At 66.9% G+C, this 18,396-nt stretch carries 16 protein-coding genes and 2 riboswitches; of the genes, 9 read left to right on the forward strand and 7 right to left on the reverse strand.

Annotated features, from left to right (window positions below; translation table 11 throughout):
• The first annotated feature begins 143 nt into the window (after nt 1-143).
• A complete protein-coding gene (gene groL / locus OM977_RS03590; RefSeq protein ID WP_264356173.1) occupies nt 144-1,781 on the forward strand; it encodes a chaperonin GroEL in 1,638 nt (545 codons plus the stop codon).
• 223 nt (nt 1,782-2,004) lie between these two features.
• Nucleotides 2,005-3,009 (forward strand): ribonuclease HI family protein, encoded by a 1,005-nt coding sequence (locus OM977_RS03595; RefSeq protein WP_264356174.1) that lies wholly within the window; start codon nt 2,005-2,007, stop codon nt 3,007-3,009.
• 28 nt (nt 3,010-3,037) lie between these two features.
• On the opposite strand, the gene OM977_RS03600 is transcribed toward OM977_RS03595, so the two are convergent.
• From OM977_RS03600 to OM977_RS03625, 6 genes are all read right to left on the reverse strand, one after another.
• The gene (locus OM977_RS03600) at nt 3,038-3,325 is read right to left on the reverse strand and encodes a WXG100 family type VII secretion target (protein WP_264356175.1); all 288 of its coding nucleotides are present in this window, start codon (nt 3,323-3,325) and stop codon (nt 3,038-3,040) included.
• Between the two features lie 225 nt (nt 3,326-3,550).
• Complete coding sequence (locus tag OM977_RS03605; protein WP_264356176.1) at nt 3,551-5,077, reverse strand: sensor histidine kinase; 1,527 nt, start codon at nt 5,075-5,077, stop codon at nt 3,551-3,553.
• A 2-nt stretch (nt 5,078-5,079) separates the two neighbouring features.
• Nucleotides 5,080-5,790: a response regulator transcription factor gene (locus OM977_RS03610; RefSeq protein ID WP_264357279.1), complete on the reverse strand. Its 711-nt coding sequence runs from the start codon at nt 5,788-5,790 to the stop codon at nt 5,080-5,082.
• A 66-nt stretch (nt 5,791-5,856) separates the two neighbouring features.
• A complete protein-coding gene (locus tag OM977_RS03615; RefSeq protein WP_264356177.1) occupies nt 5,857-7,503 on the reverse strand; it encodes a DNA repair helicase XPB in 1,647 nt (548 codons plus the stop codon).
• Nucleotides 7,500-9,989, reverse strand: coding sequence for a helicase-associated domain-containing protein (locus tag OM977_RS03620; RefSeq protein ID WP_264356178.1), 2,490 nt, complete (start codon nt 9,987-9,989; stop codon nt 7,500-7,502). The genes OM977_RS03615 and OM977_RS03620 overlap by 4 nt, the downstream gene beginning before the upstream one ends.
• A 10-nt stretch (nt 9,990-9,999) precedes the next feature.
• Nucleotides 10,000-10,230 (reverse strand): hypothetical protein, encoded by a 231-nt coding sequence (locus OM977_RS03625; protein WP_264356179.1) that lies wholly within the window; start codon nt 10,228-10,230, stop codon nt 10,000-10,002.
• A 174-nt stretch (nt 10,231-10,404) separates the two neighbouring features.
• Here OM977_RS03625 and OM977_RS03630 point away from each other — a divergent pair, with 174 nt between their 5' ends.
• Genes OM977_RS03630 through OM977_RS03640 form a run of 3 tightly spaced genes read left to right on the forward strand, consistent with a single transcriptional unit; the run spans nt 10,405 to nt 12,862 of the window.
• Nucleotides 10,405-10,788: a cold-shock protein gene (locus tag OM977_RS03630; RefSeq protein WP_264356180.1), complete on the forward strand. Its 384-nt coding sequence runs from the start codon at nt 10,405-10,407 to the stop codon at nt 10,786-10,788.
• An 8-nt stretch (nt 10,789-10,796) separates the two neighbouring features.
• Nucleotides 10,797-11,489, forward strand: coding sequence for a DUF3027 domain-containing protein (locus OM977_RS03635; RefSeq protein ID WP_264356181.1), 693 nt, complete (start codon nt 10,797-10,799; stop codon nt 11,487-11,489).
• 41 nt (nt 11,490-11,530) lie between these two features.
• Nucleotides 11,531-12,862, forward strand: coding sequence for an MFS transporter (locus OM977_RS03640; protein WP_264356182.1), 1,332 nt, complete (start codon nt 11,531-11,533; stop codon nt 12,860-12,862).
• Nucleotides 12,863-12,889: 27 nt separating this feature from the next.
• Here the strand turns inward: OM977_RS03640 and serC are convergent, their stop codons facing one another.
• Nucleotides 12,890-14,020, reverse strand: coding sequence for a phosphoserine transaminase (gene serC, locus OM977_RS03645; protein ID WP_264356183.1), 1,131 nt, complete (start codon nt 14,018-14,020; stop codon nt 12,890-12,892).
• Nucleotides 14,021-14,332: 312 nt separating this feature from the next.
• On the opposite strand from serC, the gene OM977_RS03650 reads away from it, so the two are divergent.
• From OM977_RS03650 to OM977_RS03665, 4 genes are all read left to right on the forward strand, one after another.
• Entirely contained in the window at nt 14,333-15,034 is a 702-nt protein-coding gene (locus OM977_RS03650; protein ID WP_264356184.1) for a metal-dependent transcriptional regulator, read from the forward strand.
• Between the two features lie 150 nt (nt 15,035-15,184).
• A riboswitch (cyclic di-AMP (ydaO/yuaA leader) is annotated at nt 15,185-15,400 on the forward strand.
• A gap of 4 nt (nt 15,401-15,404) precedes the next feature.
• Nucleotides 15,405-16,223, forward strand: coding sequence for a M23 family metallopeptidase (locus OM977_RS03655; protein WP_264356185.1), 819 nt, complete (start codon nt 15,405-15,407; stop codon nt 16,221-16,223).
• Nucleotides 16,224-16,358: 135 nt separating this feature from the next.
• Nucleotides 16,359-16,527: riboswitch (cyclic di-AMP (ydaO/yuaA leader) on the forward strand.
• A 308-nt stretch (nt 16,528-16,835) separates the two neighbouring features.
• The gene (locus OM977_RS03660) at nt 16,836-17,588 is read left to right on the forward strand and encodes an NlpC/P60 family protein (RefSeq protein ID WP_264356186.1); all 753 of its coding nucleotides are present in this window, start codon (nt 16,836-16,838) and stop codon (nt 17,586-17,588) included.
• 247 nt (nt 17,589-17,835) lie between these two features.
• Nucleotides 17,836-18,336 (forward strand): HNH endonuclease, encoded by a 501-nt coding sequence (locus OM977_RS03665; protein ID WP_264356187.1) that lies wholly within the window; start codon nt 17,836-17,838, stop codon nt 18,334-18,336.
• Nucleotides 18,337-18,396 lie beyond the last annotated feature (60 nt).

Genomic DNA, 18,396 nt, shown 5'->3' on the forward strand with positions numbered 1-18,396 from the left:
CGGACAGGGAGCGAAAGAAATACCTGGCTGGGTGAGATCCCGGACCTGGCGGCGTACAGAGGCCGCCCGGAAAAGGATCGTCCGTCGCGGGCACCGCAGCAAGGTCCATTCTTAACGACTGTCCCGAAAGGACTACTGCCGTTATGGCCAAGATCATTGCATTTGATGAAGAGGCACGCCGCGGTCTTGAGCGGGGCCTGAACATCCTCGCCGACGCCGTCAAGGTCACCCTCGGCCCGCGTGGACGCAACGTTGTCCTCGAAAAGAAGTGGGGCGCCCCCACGATCACCAACGATGGTGTTTCCATCGCCAAGGAGATCGAGCTGGACGACCCTTACGAGAAGATCGGCGCCGAGCTGGTCAAGGAAGTTGCCAAGAAGACGGACGACGTCGCCGGCGACGGAACCACCACCGCAACCGTGCTGGCACAGGCCCTGGTCAAGGAAGGCCTGCGCAACGTAGCGGCCGGAGCCGACCCCCTGTCCCTCAAGCGCGGCATCGAGAAGGCTGTCGAAGCCGTCACGCGCGAGCTCCTGGCTTCGGCCAAGGAAATCGAAACCAAGGAAGAGATTGCCGCCACCGCGTCCATCTCTGCCGGCGACAACGAGATTGGCGCCCTGATTGCCGAAGCCCTGGACAAGGTCGGCAAGGAAGGCGTCATCACGGTCGAGGAGTCGAACACCTTCGGCCTGGAACTCGAGCTCACCGAAGGCATGCGCTTCGACAAGGGCTACATCTCCGCTTACTTCGTCACCGACGCTGAGCGCCAGGAAACGGTCCTTGAGGATCCGTACATCCTGATCGTCAACTCCAAGATCTCCAGCGTCAAGGAACTGGTTGCTGTCCTCGAAAAGGTCATGCAGTCCAACAAGCCGCTGCTGATCATTGCCGAAGACATCGAGGGCGAGGCCCTGGCCACCCTGATCGTGAACAAGATCCGTGGCACCTTCAAGTCCGTCGCCGTCAAGGCCCCGGGCTTCGGCGACCGCCGCAAGGCGCAGCTCGCGGACATCGCCATCCTCACCGGTGGCCAGGTCATCTCCGAGGAAGTCGGCCTCAAGCTTGAGACCGCCGGCCTCGAACTGCTGGGCCACGCCCGCAAGGTTGTTGTCACCAAGGACGAGACCACCATTGTCGAGGGTGCAGGCGACGCCGACCAGATCGCCGGCCGCGTTTCCCAGATCCGCTCCGAGATCGAGAACTCCGATTCCGACTACGACCGCGAGAAGCTGCAGGAACGCCTGGCCAAGCTGGCCGGCGGCGTTGCAGTCATCAAGGCCGGAGCCGCCACCGAAGTGGAGCTCAAGGAACGCAAGCACCGCATTGAGGACGCAGTCCGCAACGCCAAGGCTGCTGTTGAAGAGGGCATCGTCGCCGGCGGTGGCGTTGCCCTGATCCAGGCCGGTGCCAAGGCCTTCGCAAACCTGCAGCTCGACGGCGACGAGGCAACCGGTGCGAACATCGTCCGCGTTGCCATCGATGCCCCGCTGAAGCAGATCGCCTTCAACGCCGGCCTTGAGCCGGGCGTTGTGGTCGACAAGGTCCGCGGCCTGCCCGCAGGCCACGGCCTGAACGCAGCAACCGGCGAGTACGTCGACCTGCTGGCTGCCGGCATCAACGACCCGGTCAAGGTCACCCGCTCTGCCCTGCAGAACGCGGCTTCCATTGCCGGCCTGTTCCTCACCACCGAGGCTGTTGTGGCCGACAAGCCGGAGAAGAACGCTCCGGCCATGGGCGGCGGCGACGACATGGGCGGCATGGGCGGCATGGGCGGTTTCTAACCCCCAGCGCTAGCCACCACCGGCTGTTCGACGACGGCGGTCCCACCTTCGGGTGGGGCCGCCGTCGCCGATTAACCGCATTCCCACCCAACACCCTCCCGCAGTTCTCGCATTCATCCAGCCGACGCTCCCGCAGACGTTGCACTGATAACGGCTTCCTCAGCTCAGGACGGCATGTGCGGGAGCCTCGGTGGGTTTTGGCGGGGTCTGGCAGGATAGTGCAGTGACGATTACAGCAGCAGCCGACGGTTCGGCTTTAGGAAATCCCGGCCCGGCCGGATGGGCCTGGTACGTGAATGACGACTGCTGGCGGGCCGGGGGATGGCCGCATGGCACCAACAACCAGGGCGAGCTGATGGCCGTCCTCGACCTGTTCCGGTCCACGGCGCACCTCCCGGGCGAGGATCTGCACATCCTCTGCGACAGCCAGTACGTCATCAACTCCGTAACCAAGTGGATGCCGGGCTGGAAGCGGAAGGGCTGGCGGAAGTCGGACGGCAAGCCCGTCCTGAACGTGGAACTGCTCAAGGAGATCGATCAGGAACTGCGTGGCCGCAAGTACACTTTCGAGTGGGTCCGCGGCCATGCCGGGCACGACCTCAACGAGGCCGCCGATGAGCGTGCCAGGGCAGCAGCCACTTCCTACCAGCAGGGCGTTGCGGTCCGGCAGGGCCCCGGCTTCGGAACGACGGCTGAGAGGCCCGGCGAGGCACAGCGCCCCTCAGCAGCGCCCGCGCCCGTGACGCCCGTGATGGCGCCCGCAACGCTGCCGCCAGCGCCCGCCCGGCCAGGCCAGCAGGAGTTCTTCGGTCACGCTGGAGGCTTCGAGGAACCGGATCTCTTCAGCGAGCTCGAGGAGGAGACCACGCCCGCCCCGGGCACGGATGCCAGCCCGGAGGCCATCGTCGAAGCACTCGAACGCGAGCTGCTCCGGCCGGAAACCCGGGCAGACCTCGGACGCACGGGCGTGCTGCTGCATCCGGATTTCACCGAGATCGGGAGCTCGGGCCGGATCTGGACACGGGACGCCATGATGTTGGAGCTGGAGGAGAGCCCGGAGGGGCCCATCGAGCTGGAGCTGCTGGGCGCCGACCGGCTGGGCGAAAGCACTGTTCTGTTGACTTACCGCAGCTACACCAGGACCGGAACGACCCTGCGCAGCTCGCTGTGGGTCCGTGAGGGCGCCCAATGGCGGCTCCGCTTCCACCAGGGCACCCCGGAGGTCTGAGGGCCGGCACGGGGCCGGTGTGGGGTCGCTACCCGAAGCGTTGGGCGTTGTTCAGCTCCGCCTGGTCATAGCTGGCCGCCGCCGCGGTGAGCGCCAGATTGATGGCGGCCAGAGAGGCTTCGACCCTGCCTTGGGTCAGGGTCCACTCGGCAACAAGGGCCTGGAAGTTGCTGGCGGCCGCGCCGCGCCAGCTGGCCTGCAGCTCGTCGAGGCCAAGCTTCATGGCCTGGACGTCGGCGCCGATCCGCTCGACCGTCGCCTTGACATTCGCTGACTTGAGCTGGAGCAGCTCGGTGTCGACGGAGATGATGCTCATGGGTTTGCCTCCCGGAATCGCTGGGAGCAGCCCCGGTCCGTCGTCGCGCAGGCGACGCCGGACGGGGCTGGCTCGTCCGGGCTTTCCGGACAGCACCAGCCTAGGCAGGGGAGGCCGGCGCGGGCCGCGGCCTGCTGGGCTATGTGGACAACCGGCTGCCGGCGCGGGGGAGCTGGCGGCAGCCCGCGACGGCCAGCCGCCAAAAAATAATGTGCTGCAGGAAAGCTAGGCGGCTGCGTCTCCGGGGCCGGCGCCAGCCTTGGTGTCGTCTGGCCGGCCGTCGTCCGCCAAGGCATGGTCCGCCATAGCCTCGTCGGTCAAGGCCTCGTCCAGGTACGGAAGGCTCACGACCAAGGTGGCGCCGCCGCCGTCGGTCTTCCCGACCTGGACCGTGCCGGCATGGGAGCCGACGATGGCCGCCACGATCGCGAGCCCCAGCCCGCTGCCTCCGGTTTCCCGCGTCCGGGAGGTGTCGGCGCGGTAGAAGCGCTCGAAGATCCGCGCGGCTTCCTCGTCGGGGACGCCCGGACCATGGTCGCGGACCTCCAGCACCGAGTGCCGCATTCCGCCCTCCGAGGTCCGGACGCCGACGGCGAGTTCGATGGGCGTCCCCTCCGGTGTGTAGCGCAGGGCATTGCCTACCAGGTTGCCGACCACCTGTCGCAGTTTCGCCTCGTCACCCAACACGGGGCCGGCGGTGGCAGGGCCGCCGTCGAGCCCGGTAAGGGAGATACTGCGGTTGCGGTCGCTCGCCTGCGTGTCCACTACGGCGTCGTGGGCGAGCAGCAGCAGGTCCACGGGCTTGCGCGCCAGCGGGCGCTGCTCGTCGATCCGGGCCAGCAGCAGCAGGTCCTCGACCATGGTTCCCATCCGCTTGGCTTCGCTTTCGATCCGCCCCATCGCGGTGGCGACGTCCTCCGGGGTGGACAGGGCGCCGTGCCGGTACAGTTCGGAGAACCCGCGGATGGTCACGAGCGGGGTCCGCAGTTCATGGGAGGCATCGGCGGCGAAGCGGCGCATCCGCTCCTCGGACGCCATCCGGGCCGCGAAGGCCGTTTCAATGTGGGCCAGCATGGCGTTGAGGGAACTGCCCAGCCTCCCGACTTCGGTGTTGGGATTTTCGATTTCCACCCGTCTCGACAGGTCCCCGGCCGCGATGGCCGCCGCGGTTTTCTCCACCCGGACCAGCGGCCGGAAGGACCGGGAGATGCTCCACGTCGCGATCAGGAAGGCCAACACCAGGGTCAGCAGCCCGACGCCCACCACTACCAGGATGGCGTGTTCCATTACGGAATCCACCGGCGCGAGCGGAAGCCCGATCACCAACACGGCGGTGCGCGCGTTGGAATCGATCACGCTGAGGGCCACCACCCGCCAGTTGTGCCCGTCCGTGCCGCTGACCTGGTAGGGCGCCTGGTGGCGGACCCGGGCCTCGGCGGCGGAGATGTTGCTGATGTCGGGGCGCGCTGCATTGTCGCTGCCGAACTGATAGGGCGGCAGCCCGGCGCTGAAGAGCATCAGCGAATAGTCGGTGGGGATGTTCGGGTTTTGTTCCTGCAGCTGGCTGAAGGACTGCTGCTGGCGCACGGACTCGACGGCGGCCTTGAGCTTGTCGTCCACCTGGCCCTGCAGGTAACTGTGCAGCAGCGTCATGGTACCGGCGCCGGTAGCGGTGAGCGCCACCAGCATGAGCGCAGTCATGATGGCGACGAGCTGCGACCTCAGCGGGGCCGATTTCCAACGCTGCAGCAAGGTCAGCGCTTCTCTGCCGTCCGCAGCACGTATCCGACGCCGCGCTTGGTCTGGATTAGCGCCGGGGCATCCGGATCGATGTCCACCTTGCGCCGCAGGTAGGAGATGTAGGACTCAACGATCGAGGCGTCCCCGTTGAAGTCGTATTCCCAGACGTGGTCCAGGATCTGGGCCTTGGACAGGACCCGGTTGGGGTTGAGCATGAGGTAGCGCAGGAGCTTGAATTCGGTGGGGGAGAGCTCGATCACGGTGCCGCCGCGCCGTACCTCGTGGGCGTCGTCGTCGAGCTCCAGATCGTCCACGCGGATCACCGCGTCATCATCCTGCAGGGGCTGGGTGCGGCGCAGCACGGCGCGGATGCGCGCCACAACTTCGTCGAGGCTGAAAGGCTTGGTGACATAGTCGTCGCCGCCGACCGTCAGCCCCATCACCTTGTCCTCGGTGTCGTCTTTGGCGGTCAGGAACAGCACGGGGAAATGCTTGCCCGAAGCGCGCAACCGGCGCGTGACGGTGAAGCCGTCCATGTCCGGCAGCATGACATCCAGCACGGCCAGGTCGGGGGAGTGCAGCTCGGCCGCGGCCAGCGCGTCCCGCCCGTTAGCCGCCGAGACTACCTCGAAGCCGGCGAAGCGGAGGGAGGTGGAGAGCAGCTCACGGATGTTCGGTTCATCATCGACGACGAGGAGCTTGGCTTCAGGACCGGTCTTTTTCATAATTCCCATGATGCTCCCAGACTCTGGGAGTTTTCTGAATGGTTGGTGTGCGTTTGATGGGCGGGGCTAACCGGCCGCCCCCACGTCCTTGGCGTCCATGATCCGGTAGGCGTAGCCCTGCTCGGCGAGGAACCGCTGGCGCTTTGCCGCGAAGTCCTGGTCCAGGGTGTCCCGGGCCACGAGTGAGTAGAAGCGGGCGGCGCGGCCGTCCTTCTTCGGCCGCAGCAGCCGTCCGAGCCGCTGGGCTTCCTCTTGGCGGGAACCGAACGACCCGGAGACCTGGATCGCCACCGAGGCCTCGGGCAGGTCGATCGAGAAGTTGGCAACCTTGGACACCACGAGGGTCTGGACTTCGCCGGCACGGAACGCGCTGAAAAGCCTCTGGCGCTCCTTCACGGTAGTCTCGCCCTTGATGACAGGGGCCTTCAGGCGCTCGCCGATCTCGTCCAGCTGGTCGATGTACTGCCCGATCACAAGGAGCTGCTCCCCGGCATGCTCGGCGACGAGCTGCTCCACCACTAGGGTCTTGGACTCGGAGGTGGAACAGAGCCGGTACTTGTCCGCATCCTCGGCCATCGCGTAGGCCACGCGCTCTTCACGCGGCAGGTCGATCCGGACCTCCACGCAGTCCGCCGGGGCAATGTACCCCTGGGCTTCGATATCCTTCCACGGCGCGTCATAGCGCTTGGGCCCGATCAGGCTGAAGACCTCACCTTCACGCCCGTCCTCGCGGACGAGGGTCGCGGTGAGGCCCAGCCTGCGGCGCGCCTGCAGATCCGCCGTCATCCGGAAAATCGGGGCGGGCAGCAGGTGGACCTCGTCGTAAATTATGAGTCCCCAGTCATTGCCGTCCACGAGCTCCAGATGGGGGTACAACCCGCCGCGCTTGGTGGTCAGGACCTGGTACGTGGCGATGGTGACCGGACGGACCTCCTTGACAGAGCCCGAATACTCGCCGATCTCTTCTTCCGTCAGCGAGGTCCGCTTGAGCAGCTCGTCCTTCCACTGACGCGCGGACACCGTGTTCGTCACCAGGATCAGGGTGGTGGTGGAGCTCGTGGCCATCGCCGCCGCGCCTACCAGCGTCTTGCCGGCTCCGCAGGGAAGCACGACGACGCCGCTGCCGCCGGCCCAGAAATTCTCCATCGCCAAACGCTGGTAGGGGCGGAGCTTCCAGCCGGACTCGTCCAGCAGAATCGGGTGCGGCGTCCCGTCGACGTAGCCAGCCAGGTCCTCGGCGGGCCAACCAAGCTTGAGCAGCAGCTGCTTGAGCTGCCCGCGCTGGGACGAATGCACCACCACGGTCTCGCCGTCGATCCGCGGACCCAGCAAGGGAGCGATCTTTTTGGCGCGGCTGACCTCCTCCAACACCGGGTAGTCGGAGGTCCGCATCACCAGGCCATGCTGGGGATCCTTTTCGAGCCGCAGCCGGCCGTAGCGGGACATCGTCTCTTCCACGTCGATCAGCAGCGAATGCGGCACCGGGAAGCGGGAGTATTTCAGCAGCGTGTCGAGGACCTTTTCGGCGTCGAGGCCGGCGGCCCGTGCATTCCAGAGACCCAGCGGCGTCAGCCGGTAACTATGCACGTGCTCCGGGGCGCGCTCCAGTTCGGCAAAGGCGGCGATGGCGTGCCGGGCTTCAGTGGCCAGTACGTGGTCGACTTCAAGCAGGATGGTCTTGTCACTCTGGACGATCAGGGGTCCGTCATTCACTGGAGCAATTCCTCGGCGGCTTCTACATCAATAATCCGGTGGATGGACAGGACGCGTTCGGTGTCCTTTTCCGGATCAAAGACCCGCACGCGGCCACCGTTCACAGCTACCGGAACAACTGTCTCGCGGACGGCATTCCCCAAGCTGTCCACGACGTTCATCACCACCCGCTGCTTGAGCCTGATCGCCTTGAGCAATGTCTCCAGCCCCAGCTGGGTGGCCTCTTCGCTGCCCTGCGCAGCGGGATGCCCGCCCGCGCCGTCGGCTGCCGGGCGCCCGCCGCGCAGGACCGCCAGTTGCGCGTCGACGTCGGCCTCCGGCGGGGCGGTCCGCGGCGCGGTGTACACCGGGCGCACGCTGCCGGGCATGGCGGTGCTGCGGCGCAGCCGGAGCACGGCTGACTCGCCCTCCTCGACGGCCGGGGACAGGCCCAGGCTTCGGAGCAGCTGGGCGGTTTCCCGGGGCGGGGAGGAGGAGATGAGCACGGTGGGGGCGATGCGGACCAGGCCCAGACCGGACGCCGCGGAGGCGTTGAGCAGTTCCAGCAGCGCAGTTTCGTCGTCGCTTTGGATGAAGCTGGCCGCGGCGCCGACGCGGAGCCTGGCATGCCGGGCAGCCGTGTCTTCGATCAGGTAACTGAGCGGCTGCGGGATGGCGGTGGCGGAATGCTGGCGCAGGAAGTCCAGCATGGCCTGGGCGTCCTGTCCGGAGTCGAGCGCCCGGCGGACCGACGAGACGGAGAAACGGTAGATAGTGGCCGGTCCCTGGCCCTCGGCGTCGGCCATGGTCAGGAGCTGCTCGCTCAGCTCCGGGGCCAGGTAGCCCGGCGCCACGGCGGTCAGGTCGGCCTGCAGCAGGACGTGGTTCAGCGCGGCCGGCAGGTGCTCGCCCAGGATGCCAAGTGCCTCGTCGGGCTGCTGAGCTGCGATCGCGGCGCCAATCTGACTCAGGGCCCCGGACCCGATGAGCCCCAGCATGTCCGCTTCTGCCAGGACCCCACGGATCAGCGAGCTGAAGCGGCGCGCCATCCTGGGCTGGGACCAGTCGGCCCGTTCCAGTACGGCGGCTGCGTCCAGCACGGGAGCCTGCCCGTCCAGGGCCGAGGCTTCCCGGGTGAGTTCACTGAGGATTTCCAGGATCCGTTTGCGGACCACGGGGGCGTCCGGCCGCTGCGCCTCGGCCGAGAGCGCATTGATGGTGGTGCCTGCCGGCCCCCGGTGCGCGGCCGTCCCGGGCGCCCCGCCGTTGACAGGCTGTCCCACGAGCGACGGGGCGCGCTCGCTGGCGAGCCAGGCGTTGACCAGCCAGAGCCACTGCTCCTGGCGCGGCAGCGTGAGCCACTCCAGCTGTGGGGGCTGGACCCAGGCCGAGCTGTCGACGTCGAGGCGCAGCAGACCGGCGAGGGCACACAGCTCGGCGAGGACGCCGGCCTCGTGCAGATCGATCCGCAGCGAATCGGCCAGGCGTTTCATCTCGCGGACGCCCACTCCGCCGCTGCGCAGCGTGACCAGCGGCTGTTCACGGACGATGTAGAGCAGCTCGCCGACGAGCCGCAGCGTCTCGGCGATCGCCCCCAGGGCGGCATTCCGGCGCAATGCTGCACTGGTGGAACCCAGCCGGGGAACCGGAGGTGTCAGCGCGAAGTTCTCGATCACGAAACCACCGCGCAGTGAGACGCCGACGCTGTGGGGAAGCTCGACGTGCGCCGCATCCAGCGGCACCAGCAGGCCGCGGGCCAGCAGCCAGTCCACCGGCCCGACGTCGGAGCTTTCGTGGACCACGGAAGCGCGGCGCTGCGCCTGGGGAACGGCACCCATGGCCCAGTTCCCGAACCGGGCGAGCAGCGCGCTGGTGCGTTCCGGGGCGTCCGCGAGGATTTGCTGGAGCGACTCGGGCGAGGCCGTCCAGTGCTGCAGCGACAGGGCCGCCTCCATCGGCGTCGTGGCGGGGGAGACGGCCGCGCCGCTGCGGTGCAGTTCCCCGACGAGCTGGACGACGCGTTGCGCGAACGCGGGCTGGAGCCGGACCAGCTCGGTGTAGCTGCGGCCCAGGCCGGCCGGGTAGATGCCGATGACGTCCTTGAGGCTGCCCACCGGCAGGTAATACCGCTGCCGCGCGTGGGCCGGAGCGACCCCGTGCGGTGGCTCGGCCCGGTGCACCAGCGCCAGTTCCTGCAGGGAGTGCAGCAAACGGTCAATCGAGGTAAGCGAAGCGCCGTTGATCAGCTTCTTCAGCATCGCCGAGGAGGCGCTGTGCCCGGTGTCGGTGTTGGTGCACAGGTGCAACGTCTCCAGCACCTGCATTTCGGGGCGGTTGAGCCGCTCCAAGGCGCGTTGCACGCTCACGCGGCCGCTCGCACGGGCGGCGAGGGCTGCGAAGTCCGGAACGCCGGGAGAGATGAGGTCCGGCCGCGCGGAGAACAAAGCCCGCAACGAGTCGTCGCTGCGTGCCTCCAGTTCCTTGCTGAGCGCGCGAATGAGGGACATCAGTCCAACGTTACCTTCCCGGCTCTCGTGTCCGGCGGCGGGCCGCGACGCCGTCGACCACCAGCAGCAGCATCAGCAGGAACGCCGCGGGCAGCCCGTAGAGCGCAGTGGAGGTGACCCAGGCCGGAGCAACGAGTTTGCCGAACGCCAGGGCCATCACTGCTCCGACCGCCAGCAGTGACAATACGGCGACCACTGCCGCAATGATCTGCAGGGGCCGTCGGAAGCGCAATGGTGTCATGAGGCCAACGCTAACAGTCCCGCCCCGCGCCTCACACTGTCATAGTGCCCATGGCAGGATAACCTTGAAGGAACAGACCAACACGGTCCAGGCAGTCACACCCTGAACCCGCATATCAATGCGGATGCGGTGGCGGTCGGCCGTGTCACCAGCAGAACGAAGAAGGTTGATTACGTGCCTACCGGCAAGGTCAAGTGGTATGACAAGGAAAAGGGCTTCGGATTCCTCGCAGCGGAGGACGGCCAGGAGGTCTTCCTGCCGAAATCGGCGTTGCCCGAGGGCGTAACGGAGCTCAAGGCCGGGACCCGGGTGGAATTCGGCGTGGCCGACGGACGCAAGGGTGCCCAGGCGCTTGGCCTGCGGGTGCTGGACAAGACCCCCTCCATTGCCAAGGCCAAGCGCCCCAGCGCCAAGGACCTCGCCCCGCTGGTCCAGGACCTGGTCACCGTTCTGGACAACCTCTCCGGCACGCTCTCCGCGGGCAAGTACCCGGAAGGCAACAAGGCCAAGGCGATCGCGGTGGCCCTCCGTAAGGTCGCCGACGAGCTGGACGCGTAAGGCTCCTGATGTCAGTGGAACCTGAGCAGAACGCGCCGAAGGTCGCCGGCACAGCCGGGTCGAATGCAGCCGGGTTGAACACAGCCGGATCCAAAGGATCGGGATCCGCGGCCGCGTCCAAGCCGCGCACCGGCGTTCCGGTCTGGCGCACGGGCAAGCCCGACGCCGTCCTCGCCGCCGCCGTCGACGCCGCCCGCGCCGCCGTGGAATCCATTGCCCCTGCCGAGCAGATCGGCCGGCATCTGGGTGCCCGCACCGAGGGCGACCGCCTGGTCACGCATCTTTTTGAGTCGAAGCTCGCCGGCTACGGCGGCTGGCAGTGGTACGCCGTGCTGACGCGCAATTCGCGGTCCAAGGTGGTTACGGTCGACGAGCTGGGCCTGCTGCCCTCCGAAGATTCAATCCTGGCGCCCGAGTGGGTCCCCTGGGCCGAGCGTGTCCGCCCGGAAGACGCCCAGGACGAGGAGTCCGCTGAGCCCGCCGCGGCAGCCGAGCAGGCCGCCGCCGCCTCAGACGAGGACTACGTCGAAGCCGACGCCGCTGTGGTCGATAACGAAGAAGAGGACGGCGGCGCCGCTGTGGTCGACGACGAAGAATACGGCGACGCCGCCGACGAAGAATACGGTGACGACGCCGACGGCAATGATTACGACGCCAACGGCAATGCCCTGCCGGTCCGGCCGGCCGAAGAGGCTGACTAGGGGTTGGAGCGCTTCGGGATGATGCAGGGTGAGGGTCGGGCATGACGTCCACCTTCAAGTCGCTGCACATCCTGAACTACCGGATCTGGTTCATCGGGGCGCTGATCTCCAATATCGGGACCTGGATGCAGCGCACCGCCCAGGACTGGCTGGTCTTTGACCACCTGACCGAGCACGACGCCGGAGCCATGGGCATCACGATGGCCCTGCAGCTCGGCCCGCAACTCTTCCTCGCGCCCGTGGCCGGGCTGGTGGCCGACCGCTTCAACCGCAGGCAGCTGCTGGTGCTCACGCAGTCCGCCATGGCCGCACTGAGCGCGGGCCTGGGGATCCTTGTGCTCTCGGGCGCCGCGCAGCTGTGGCACGTCTATGGCTTTGCCCTGCTGCTCGGCGTGGTGTCCGCCCTGGACGCCCCCGTGCGCCAGACCTTCGTCTCGGAACTGGTCCGGGACGACTACCTGCCGAACGCGGTGGCGCTCAACAGTGCCTCCTTCAACGTGGCCAGAATGATCGGACCCGCAGTGGCGGGTATCCTGACCGTCGCCGTCGGCCCGGGCTGGGTCTTCCTGATCAACACCGTCACATTCGTGGCGCTCCTGCTGAGCCTGTGGAGGATTCCAGCCGCCTCCCTGCGCCGGCTGCCGCGGGCAGCGGCCGGCAAGGGCCGCATCCGCGAAGGCCTGCGCTACGTCCGCTTCCGCCCGGACATCATCGTGGTGCTGGTCGCGGTCTTCATCGTGGGGACCCTGGGCCTGAACTTCGTGCTGTTCATCGCGGCGATGGTCGGCGCCGAGTTCGGTCTGGATGCCAGCGCCTTCGGGTTGATGAACTCGATCATGGCCATCGGCTCGGTTGCCGGCGCGCTGCTCTCGGCCGGGCGGGGCAAGCCCAGGCTTCGGATCATTTTCGGCGCGGCCGGCGCGTTCGGCGTGACCTCCGGCATCGCCGCCCTGGCCCCCAACTACTTCTGGTTCGGGGTGGCGCTGGTGCCCGTGGGGCTTTTCGCGATCACCATGATGACGAGCGCCAACGGCTACGTCCAGACGACGACCGATCCCGTCATGCGCGGGCGGGTGATGGCTCTTTACATGGCGATTTTCATGGGCGGCACACCGATCGGCGCCCCGCTGGTGGGCTGGGTAGCGAACGTCGCCGGTCCCCGTTGGTCGATGGGCGTCGCGGCGGCAGCCGGCGTCCTCGCCGCCGTGATCGGCCTGGCCTGGATCATCCGGGCGCGCCGGCTGCGGATCCGGTTCGACCGCCGGGCCCGGGGCCTGCACCATTTCCGCCTCGAATCCGGCATTGCCGGCGTCCGTATCCACGCGGACGGCGCCGCCCGGGAATCAAACCCGGACGACGCCGTCGAACGCTGAATCGTCAGCGCTGAGCTGACCGAGGGGTTACTTCTTCAGCTCCGCGACGACGAAATCGATGCATTCGAGCAACGCCGAAACGTCGTCCGGTTCGATCGCGACGAAAGTGGCGATGCGGAGCTGGTTGCGACCCAGCTTCCGGTAGGGCTCGGTGTCCACGATGCCGTTGGCCCGCAGCACCTTGGCGATGGCCGCGGCGTCAATCGAGTCGTCAAAGTCGATCGTGGCGATCACGTTGGACCGCTCCTCGGCCCGGGCCACGAAGGGGGTGGCGTAGTCCGAAGCTTCGGCCCAGCGGTAGATCCGCCCGGCAGAGTCAGCGGTCCGGCCGGCGGCGAAGTCCAGGCCGCCGTTGGAGTTGAGCCACTGCACCTGGGCGTCCAGGGTGACCAGGGTTGCCAGTGCCGGGGTGTTGTAAGTCTGGTTCAGGCGGGAGTTGTCAATCGCCGTCTGGAGGTCCAGGAAGTCAGGGATCCAGCGGTCGCTGGCCTTGATCCGTGCCGCACGCTCCAGGGCGGCGGGGGAGAACAGTCCAAGCCACAGGCCGCCGTCGGAGGCGAAGTTCTTCTGCGGGGCGAAGTAGTACACGTCCGCTTGGGCCACGTCGACGTCGAGCCCGCCGGCCGCGGAGGTCGCGTCCACCAGCACGAGCGCACCGTCATCGGCGCCGGCGACGCGCTGGACCGGGGCGGCTACGCCGGTGGAGGTCTCGTTCTGGGGCCACGCATACACGTCGACGCCGGCCTCCGCCCGGGGCGCCGGACGGGTGCCGGGCTCGGACTTGATGATGGAGGAGTCCGCCAGGAACGGCGCCTTATTGGTGGCCGCGGCAAACTTCGAGCCGAACTCGCCGAACGAAAGGTGCTGGGCCTTGTTCTCCACCAGACCGAAGCTGGCGATGTCCCAGAACGCGGTGGAACCGCCGACGCCCAGGACCACCTCGTAGCCCTCGGGGGCCCGGAAGAACTCGCTGAGGCCGTTCCGGACCGAGCCCACGAGGTTCTTGACGGGAGCCTGGCGGTGCGAGGTTCCGAGCAGCGTCGCCGAGGCAGCCGCGAGGGCATCCATCTGTTCCGGACGGACCTTGGATGGTCCGGCGCCGAACCGGCCATCCTTGGGGAGGAGATTTGCGGGAATCGTGATGCTGGTGTCGCTCACTGGGGCTCCAATTTTCGGCTGGTACAAAGCGTGGCTTGGGGGGCGGCCCGGCAGGGGTGGCTGCAGCGAAGCCTCCTTTTCATTCTGCCTGACTGCCCCGTGCGCGCGGGAAAAGAGTTCGTCATAGTCCGGTCATTGAGACGGATGCAGCCACCGGGGGGCCGTCGTGGCCTCCCAGCGATTATCCGGAGTAATTCAAAATAGGCTAAGCTGTGCTGCGAACGTACGGCGGATCCCGCCAAGGCAGCCGCGCGCATCGGCACGCGGTACGGTGGGAATGACGCAAGGACGGCGCTCGAGGAGCTGAGCTGAATGACGGATCTGATCGATACAACCGAGATGTATCTGCGGACCATTCTGGAACTTGAAGAAGAGAACATCGTCGCCCTCCGCGCCCGCATCGCCGAACGGCTGCGCCACTCCGGACCCACCGTCTCGCAGACCGTCGGCAGGATGGAACGGGACGGACTGGTGGTTGTTTCCGGCGATCGGCACCTTGAACTGACGGAAACCGGCCGGAAACGCGCCATCGGGGTCATGCGCAAGCACCGCTTGGCGGAGCGGCTTCTGGCCGACGTCATCGGCCTCGACTGGGCCTATGTCCACGAGGAAGCCTGCCGCTGGGAGCACGTGATGAGCGAGCGGGTGGAACGGCGGATCTTCGAGATGCTCAACCACCCGACTGTTTCGCCCTATGGAAATCCGATCCCCGGGCTCGCGGAGCTTGGGGGACTGCCCACCCAGCCTTACGCACTGGGCGCCAGCGTCGTAAACCTGCTCGAGGCGATGACAGGCTACGGGGCCGATTCGCGGATCACGGTCAACCGGCTGGCCGAGCCCATCCAGGTGGAGCCGGAACTGCTCGTCCAGCTGGACGAGGGCGGCATTCGTCCCGGCGCCCTGGTGTCCCTGGAACGCGTCGGGGAGTACATTTCGGTCCGCGTGCCGGACATCGAAGGCGCCCTCGAGCTGCCCCCCGAAGTCGCAGCTCACGTCTTTGTTACCGTCGGTTAACCAGCCTTCACCCGCCGTTGGTGGGACGACCCATGAGTTGTGCACAACGGAGATAACGGGATTATCACCAGGCGGCTTAATCGCCTATAGTTAATCACCAGTACCGATACCAAAGCGTTATCTGATCCGAAGCCGAGCTCTGCCAGCGGATCAGTCGCAGAGTCACCTTCTGGCAGGGGCGGGGGAACCACTTCCGGCTGTTTTCCGAACAGCCTTGGGGTGAAGTCCGTCAGCGGCAAGCACACTCCACCGAGGGACTCTTCTTGAATTCCTCTGTGTCTGGATGCTTGTTCACGGCGGACCGGGTCTTTGATCTCTCTGACCCGAATCCGACAGCTAACTTCGCAGGCTCTCCAGAGAGGAACCGTTCTTGACCACCCAGACCACCCGGGGCCGTCGTCGTGCGACCGGCCCCGCTCCGGAGCCGCGTGCGGCAGTCGCCGTTCTGGCAGACCGCCCGCGTGATGCGCACCGCGACGAACGCCGCGGCCGCCGGAGCCCGTTCCGCCAGGTAACGGACTTTGCCGCCGCCAGTGGTGTGGGGCAGCGTGCCGGCATCGCCCTTGCTGCGACCGGCCTGGTCTTGACGGTTACAGTTCCCGCTACCGGCCCGGTGATGGCCACCGACACCGGCTCAGGTACCGTCGCCGCCGCCTCGCAACCAGACGTTACGGCCGCTTCCGCCGCAAAGATCGACTTCAGCCGCACCGCCGTGACCACCAAGGGTGACCCCGACGGAAAACTCAAGCAGCTGCTGAGCGCCCAGTCAGTGGGCAGCATCACCCGCGCCGCCTCCTCCGGGAGCCTCGGCGCACCCATGGAGAAGATGGTGACGGCTTCGCCGTTCGGCTACCGGGTCAGTCCCATCACCGGCGGCTCCGGCGAGTTCCACCGGGGCCAGGATTACGCCGCGCAATGCGGAACGGCTGTCCACGCGGCTGCCAGCGGAACCGTCACGTTCACCGGCTGGCACCCCTTCGGCGGCGGCAACCGCGTAGTAATTGACCACGGCAACGGCCTGGAGACCACGTACAACCACTTGTCTTCATCGAGCGTGAAGGTTGGCCAGCAGGTCTCCCGCGGCGATGTTGTGGCGATGAGCGGCACCACCGGAGCATCCACGGGCTGCCACCTGCACTTTGAAGTGATGGTTAACGGCGACGTCGTTGACCCGACCGGCTGGCTCTAATAGCCGATGGATGACTCTCGCATTCTTTTGACACGCCGTGATCTGAATGTGACATTGCGTCCCAAGTCCTGTATCGTTTGAGGTACGCCAACTTCTCCGAAGTTGGCGCTCTTGAGTGGATTGCCTAACTCTGCCACCGCTCAAGGTCCTATCGCATGACATCGTCTGGCAGGGGCGGGGGAACCAATTTTGGTCTTCGCAAGAAGACCTTGGGGTTAAGTCGCAAAGCTTCCCAGAAGCAGCGCGGCCGGGTGACTCCCATCCGAATCCGACAGCTCACCTCGTAGGCATTGGGAGAGGCTACTTTCGTGTCTTCACGCCACAATGCTGCGCGTCACCGCGCTGGCGCGGCTCTTTCGAGCCCGCTGAAATCCAGGACCCTGGTTGCCCTTGCCGGCGCCCGGAATGGATTTCACTTCGCCGACTCGAGCTCTGCTGAGTCCGGCCCGCAGGCCACGCACCTGCACGCAGTCTCCGCTTTTGGCGCGTCTTCGCAGTACACCCTTCGCTAAGTAACCCATTTCGGGGCGATCCGGCGTACCCCCAAGATGCCGGAGCGTCCTTACTCCGCGCCTAAAAGCGCGGTCCAAGGATCACGAAAGAGAGAACTTAATGACTACTCGTGCAAACTCTGCACGGCACCGCGCCGAGGTCACCAAGACCAACTCGCTTGCTGTCATTGCCAAGGCTGTCGGCGACAACGCTGGCACGATGGGCCGCCAGGCTGCGGTCGTCGCGGCCGCTTCAGGCCTCGTACTGACCAGCGGTATCGCAGCCAACGCTGCCGAGACCAACGTTCAGCGCGAATCCACCTCCGCATCGGCCTTCGAAGTCCAGTCCGGCACCCCGGCAACGATTTCGGCCGCCTCCACCATTGCGATCTCCTACGAGAAGCCGGCCGTTTCCACCTCACCGGCTCCGGTCGTCGAGGCTGCGAAGCCGGTCCTCAAGGTTCAGGACTCAAAGGCCGGCAACACCGGCACCGAGGCTGCCGCCGGCGCCTCGGCCACCACGCAGGGACTCTCCGTCGCCAGCGGCAGCGGCGCAGCGATCGCTGCCGCCGCCTACGCCCAGATCGGTGTGTCGCAGGACTGCACCCGTCTGGCCTCAAACGCCCTGGCCGCCGCAGGCATCAACTTCCACGGCTGGCCGGCCGGCTATCTGTCCCTCGGCCGCACCGTGAGCGCCGCTGAGGCTCGCCCGGGCGACCTCGCGTACTACAAGAACGGTGGCGTCGGCATGGCCCACATCGCCGTTTACGTCGGCAACGGCATGGCTGTCCACGGCGGCTGGAACGGCGGAACCACCGCACTGTACAGCGCCAACGTCGGTTCCGGCCCGGTCTTCATCCGCGTCGGCGGCTAAATCGCCATTGGCTGAAATCGGCCACCACCGGTCTCCAGCACTCAGAGAGGACCTCCGCCTAGTGGCGGGGGTCCTCTTTGCTGTTGCGGCCGCCGCCGCCCAGCAGACACGCACGGCGTCGCGGGACAAAAATTCGGTGATCCGGCCCTTGGGTGTTTACTCTTGTGGTGTCGATCCATAGCCCGACCATGCAGAGGGCAGCCGGCCCTCGTGCCCCTGGCGGGTGCGGCCGTGAAGAGGTATGCGGATGCGCACTCTCGTTCTGAATGCTGGATATGAACCGCTCGCGGTAGTCACCTTCCGCCGGGCGCTCGTCCTTGTGCTTACCGGAAAGGCCAGTGTGGTGGCCGAAGGCGACGACCCGGTCGTCGGGCCACAAGACATATTGGGCCGGCCGTCGGTGATTCTGCTTCACCGCTACATCCGGCCCCGGTATAACACCATCACGGCGGTCAGCCGGCGGGGTGTGCTTCGCCGGGACGGGCAGCGCTGCGCGTACTGCGGCAAGGCAGCCCACACCATCGACCATGTCCAGCCCAAGTCCAGGGGCGGCGCCGATTCTTGGGAGAACCTGGTGGCCGCCTGCCTGCGGTGCAACAACGCCAAGGGCGACCACACGCCCGCCGAGATGGGATGGAAGCTTGGCTTCACGCCGGGACCGCCTAAAGGCACCGTCTGGCAGATCAAGGAACTGGAGAAGCCGGCGCCGGACTGGGATCCGTTCCTGCTGCCGGAGTCCGCAGCCTGAGGAGACCGCCAATTTCCGGGACGACCCTGCGGCACTGGACCGGACCGGTCCAGTGCCGCG

Origin of the sequence: Pseudarthrobacter sp. MM222 (assembly GCF_947090775.1) — a bacterium.
Lineage (GTDB): Bacteria > Actinomycetota > Actinomycetes > Actinomycetales > Micrococcaceae > Arthrobacter.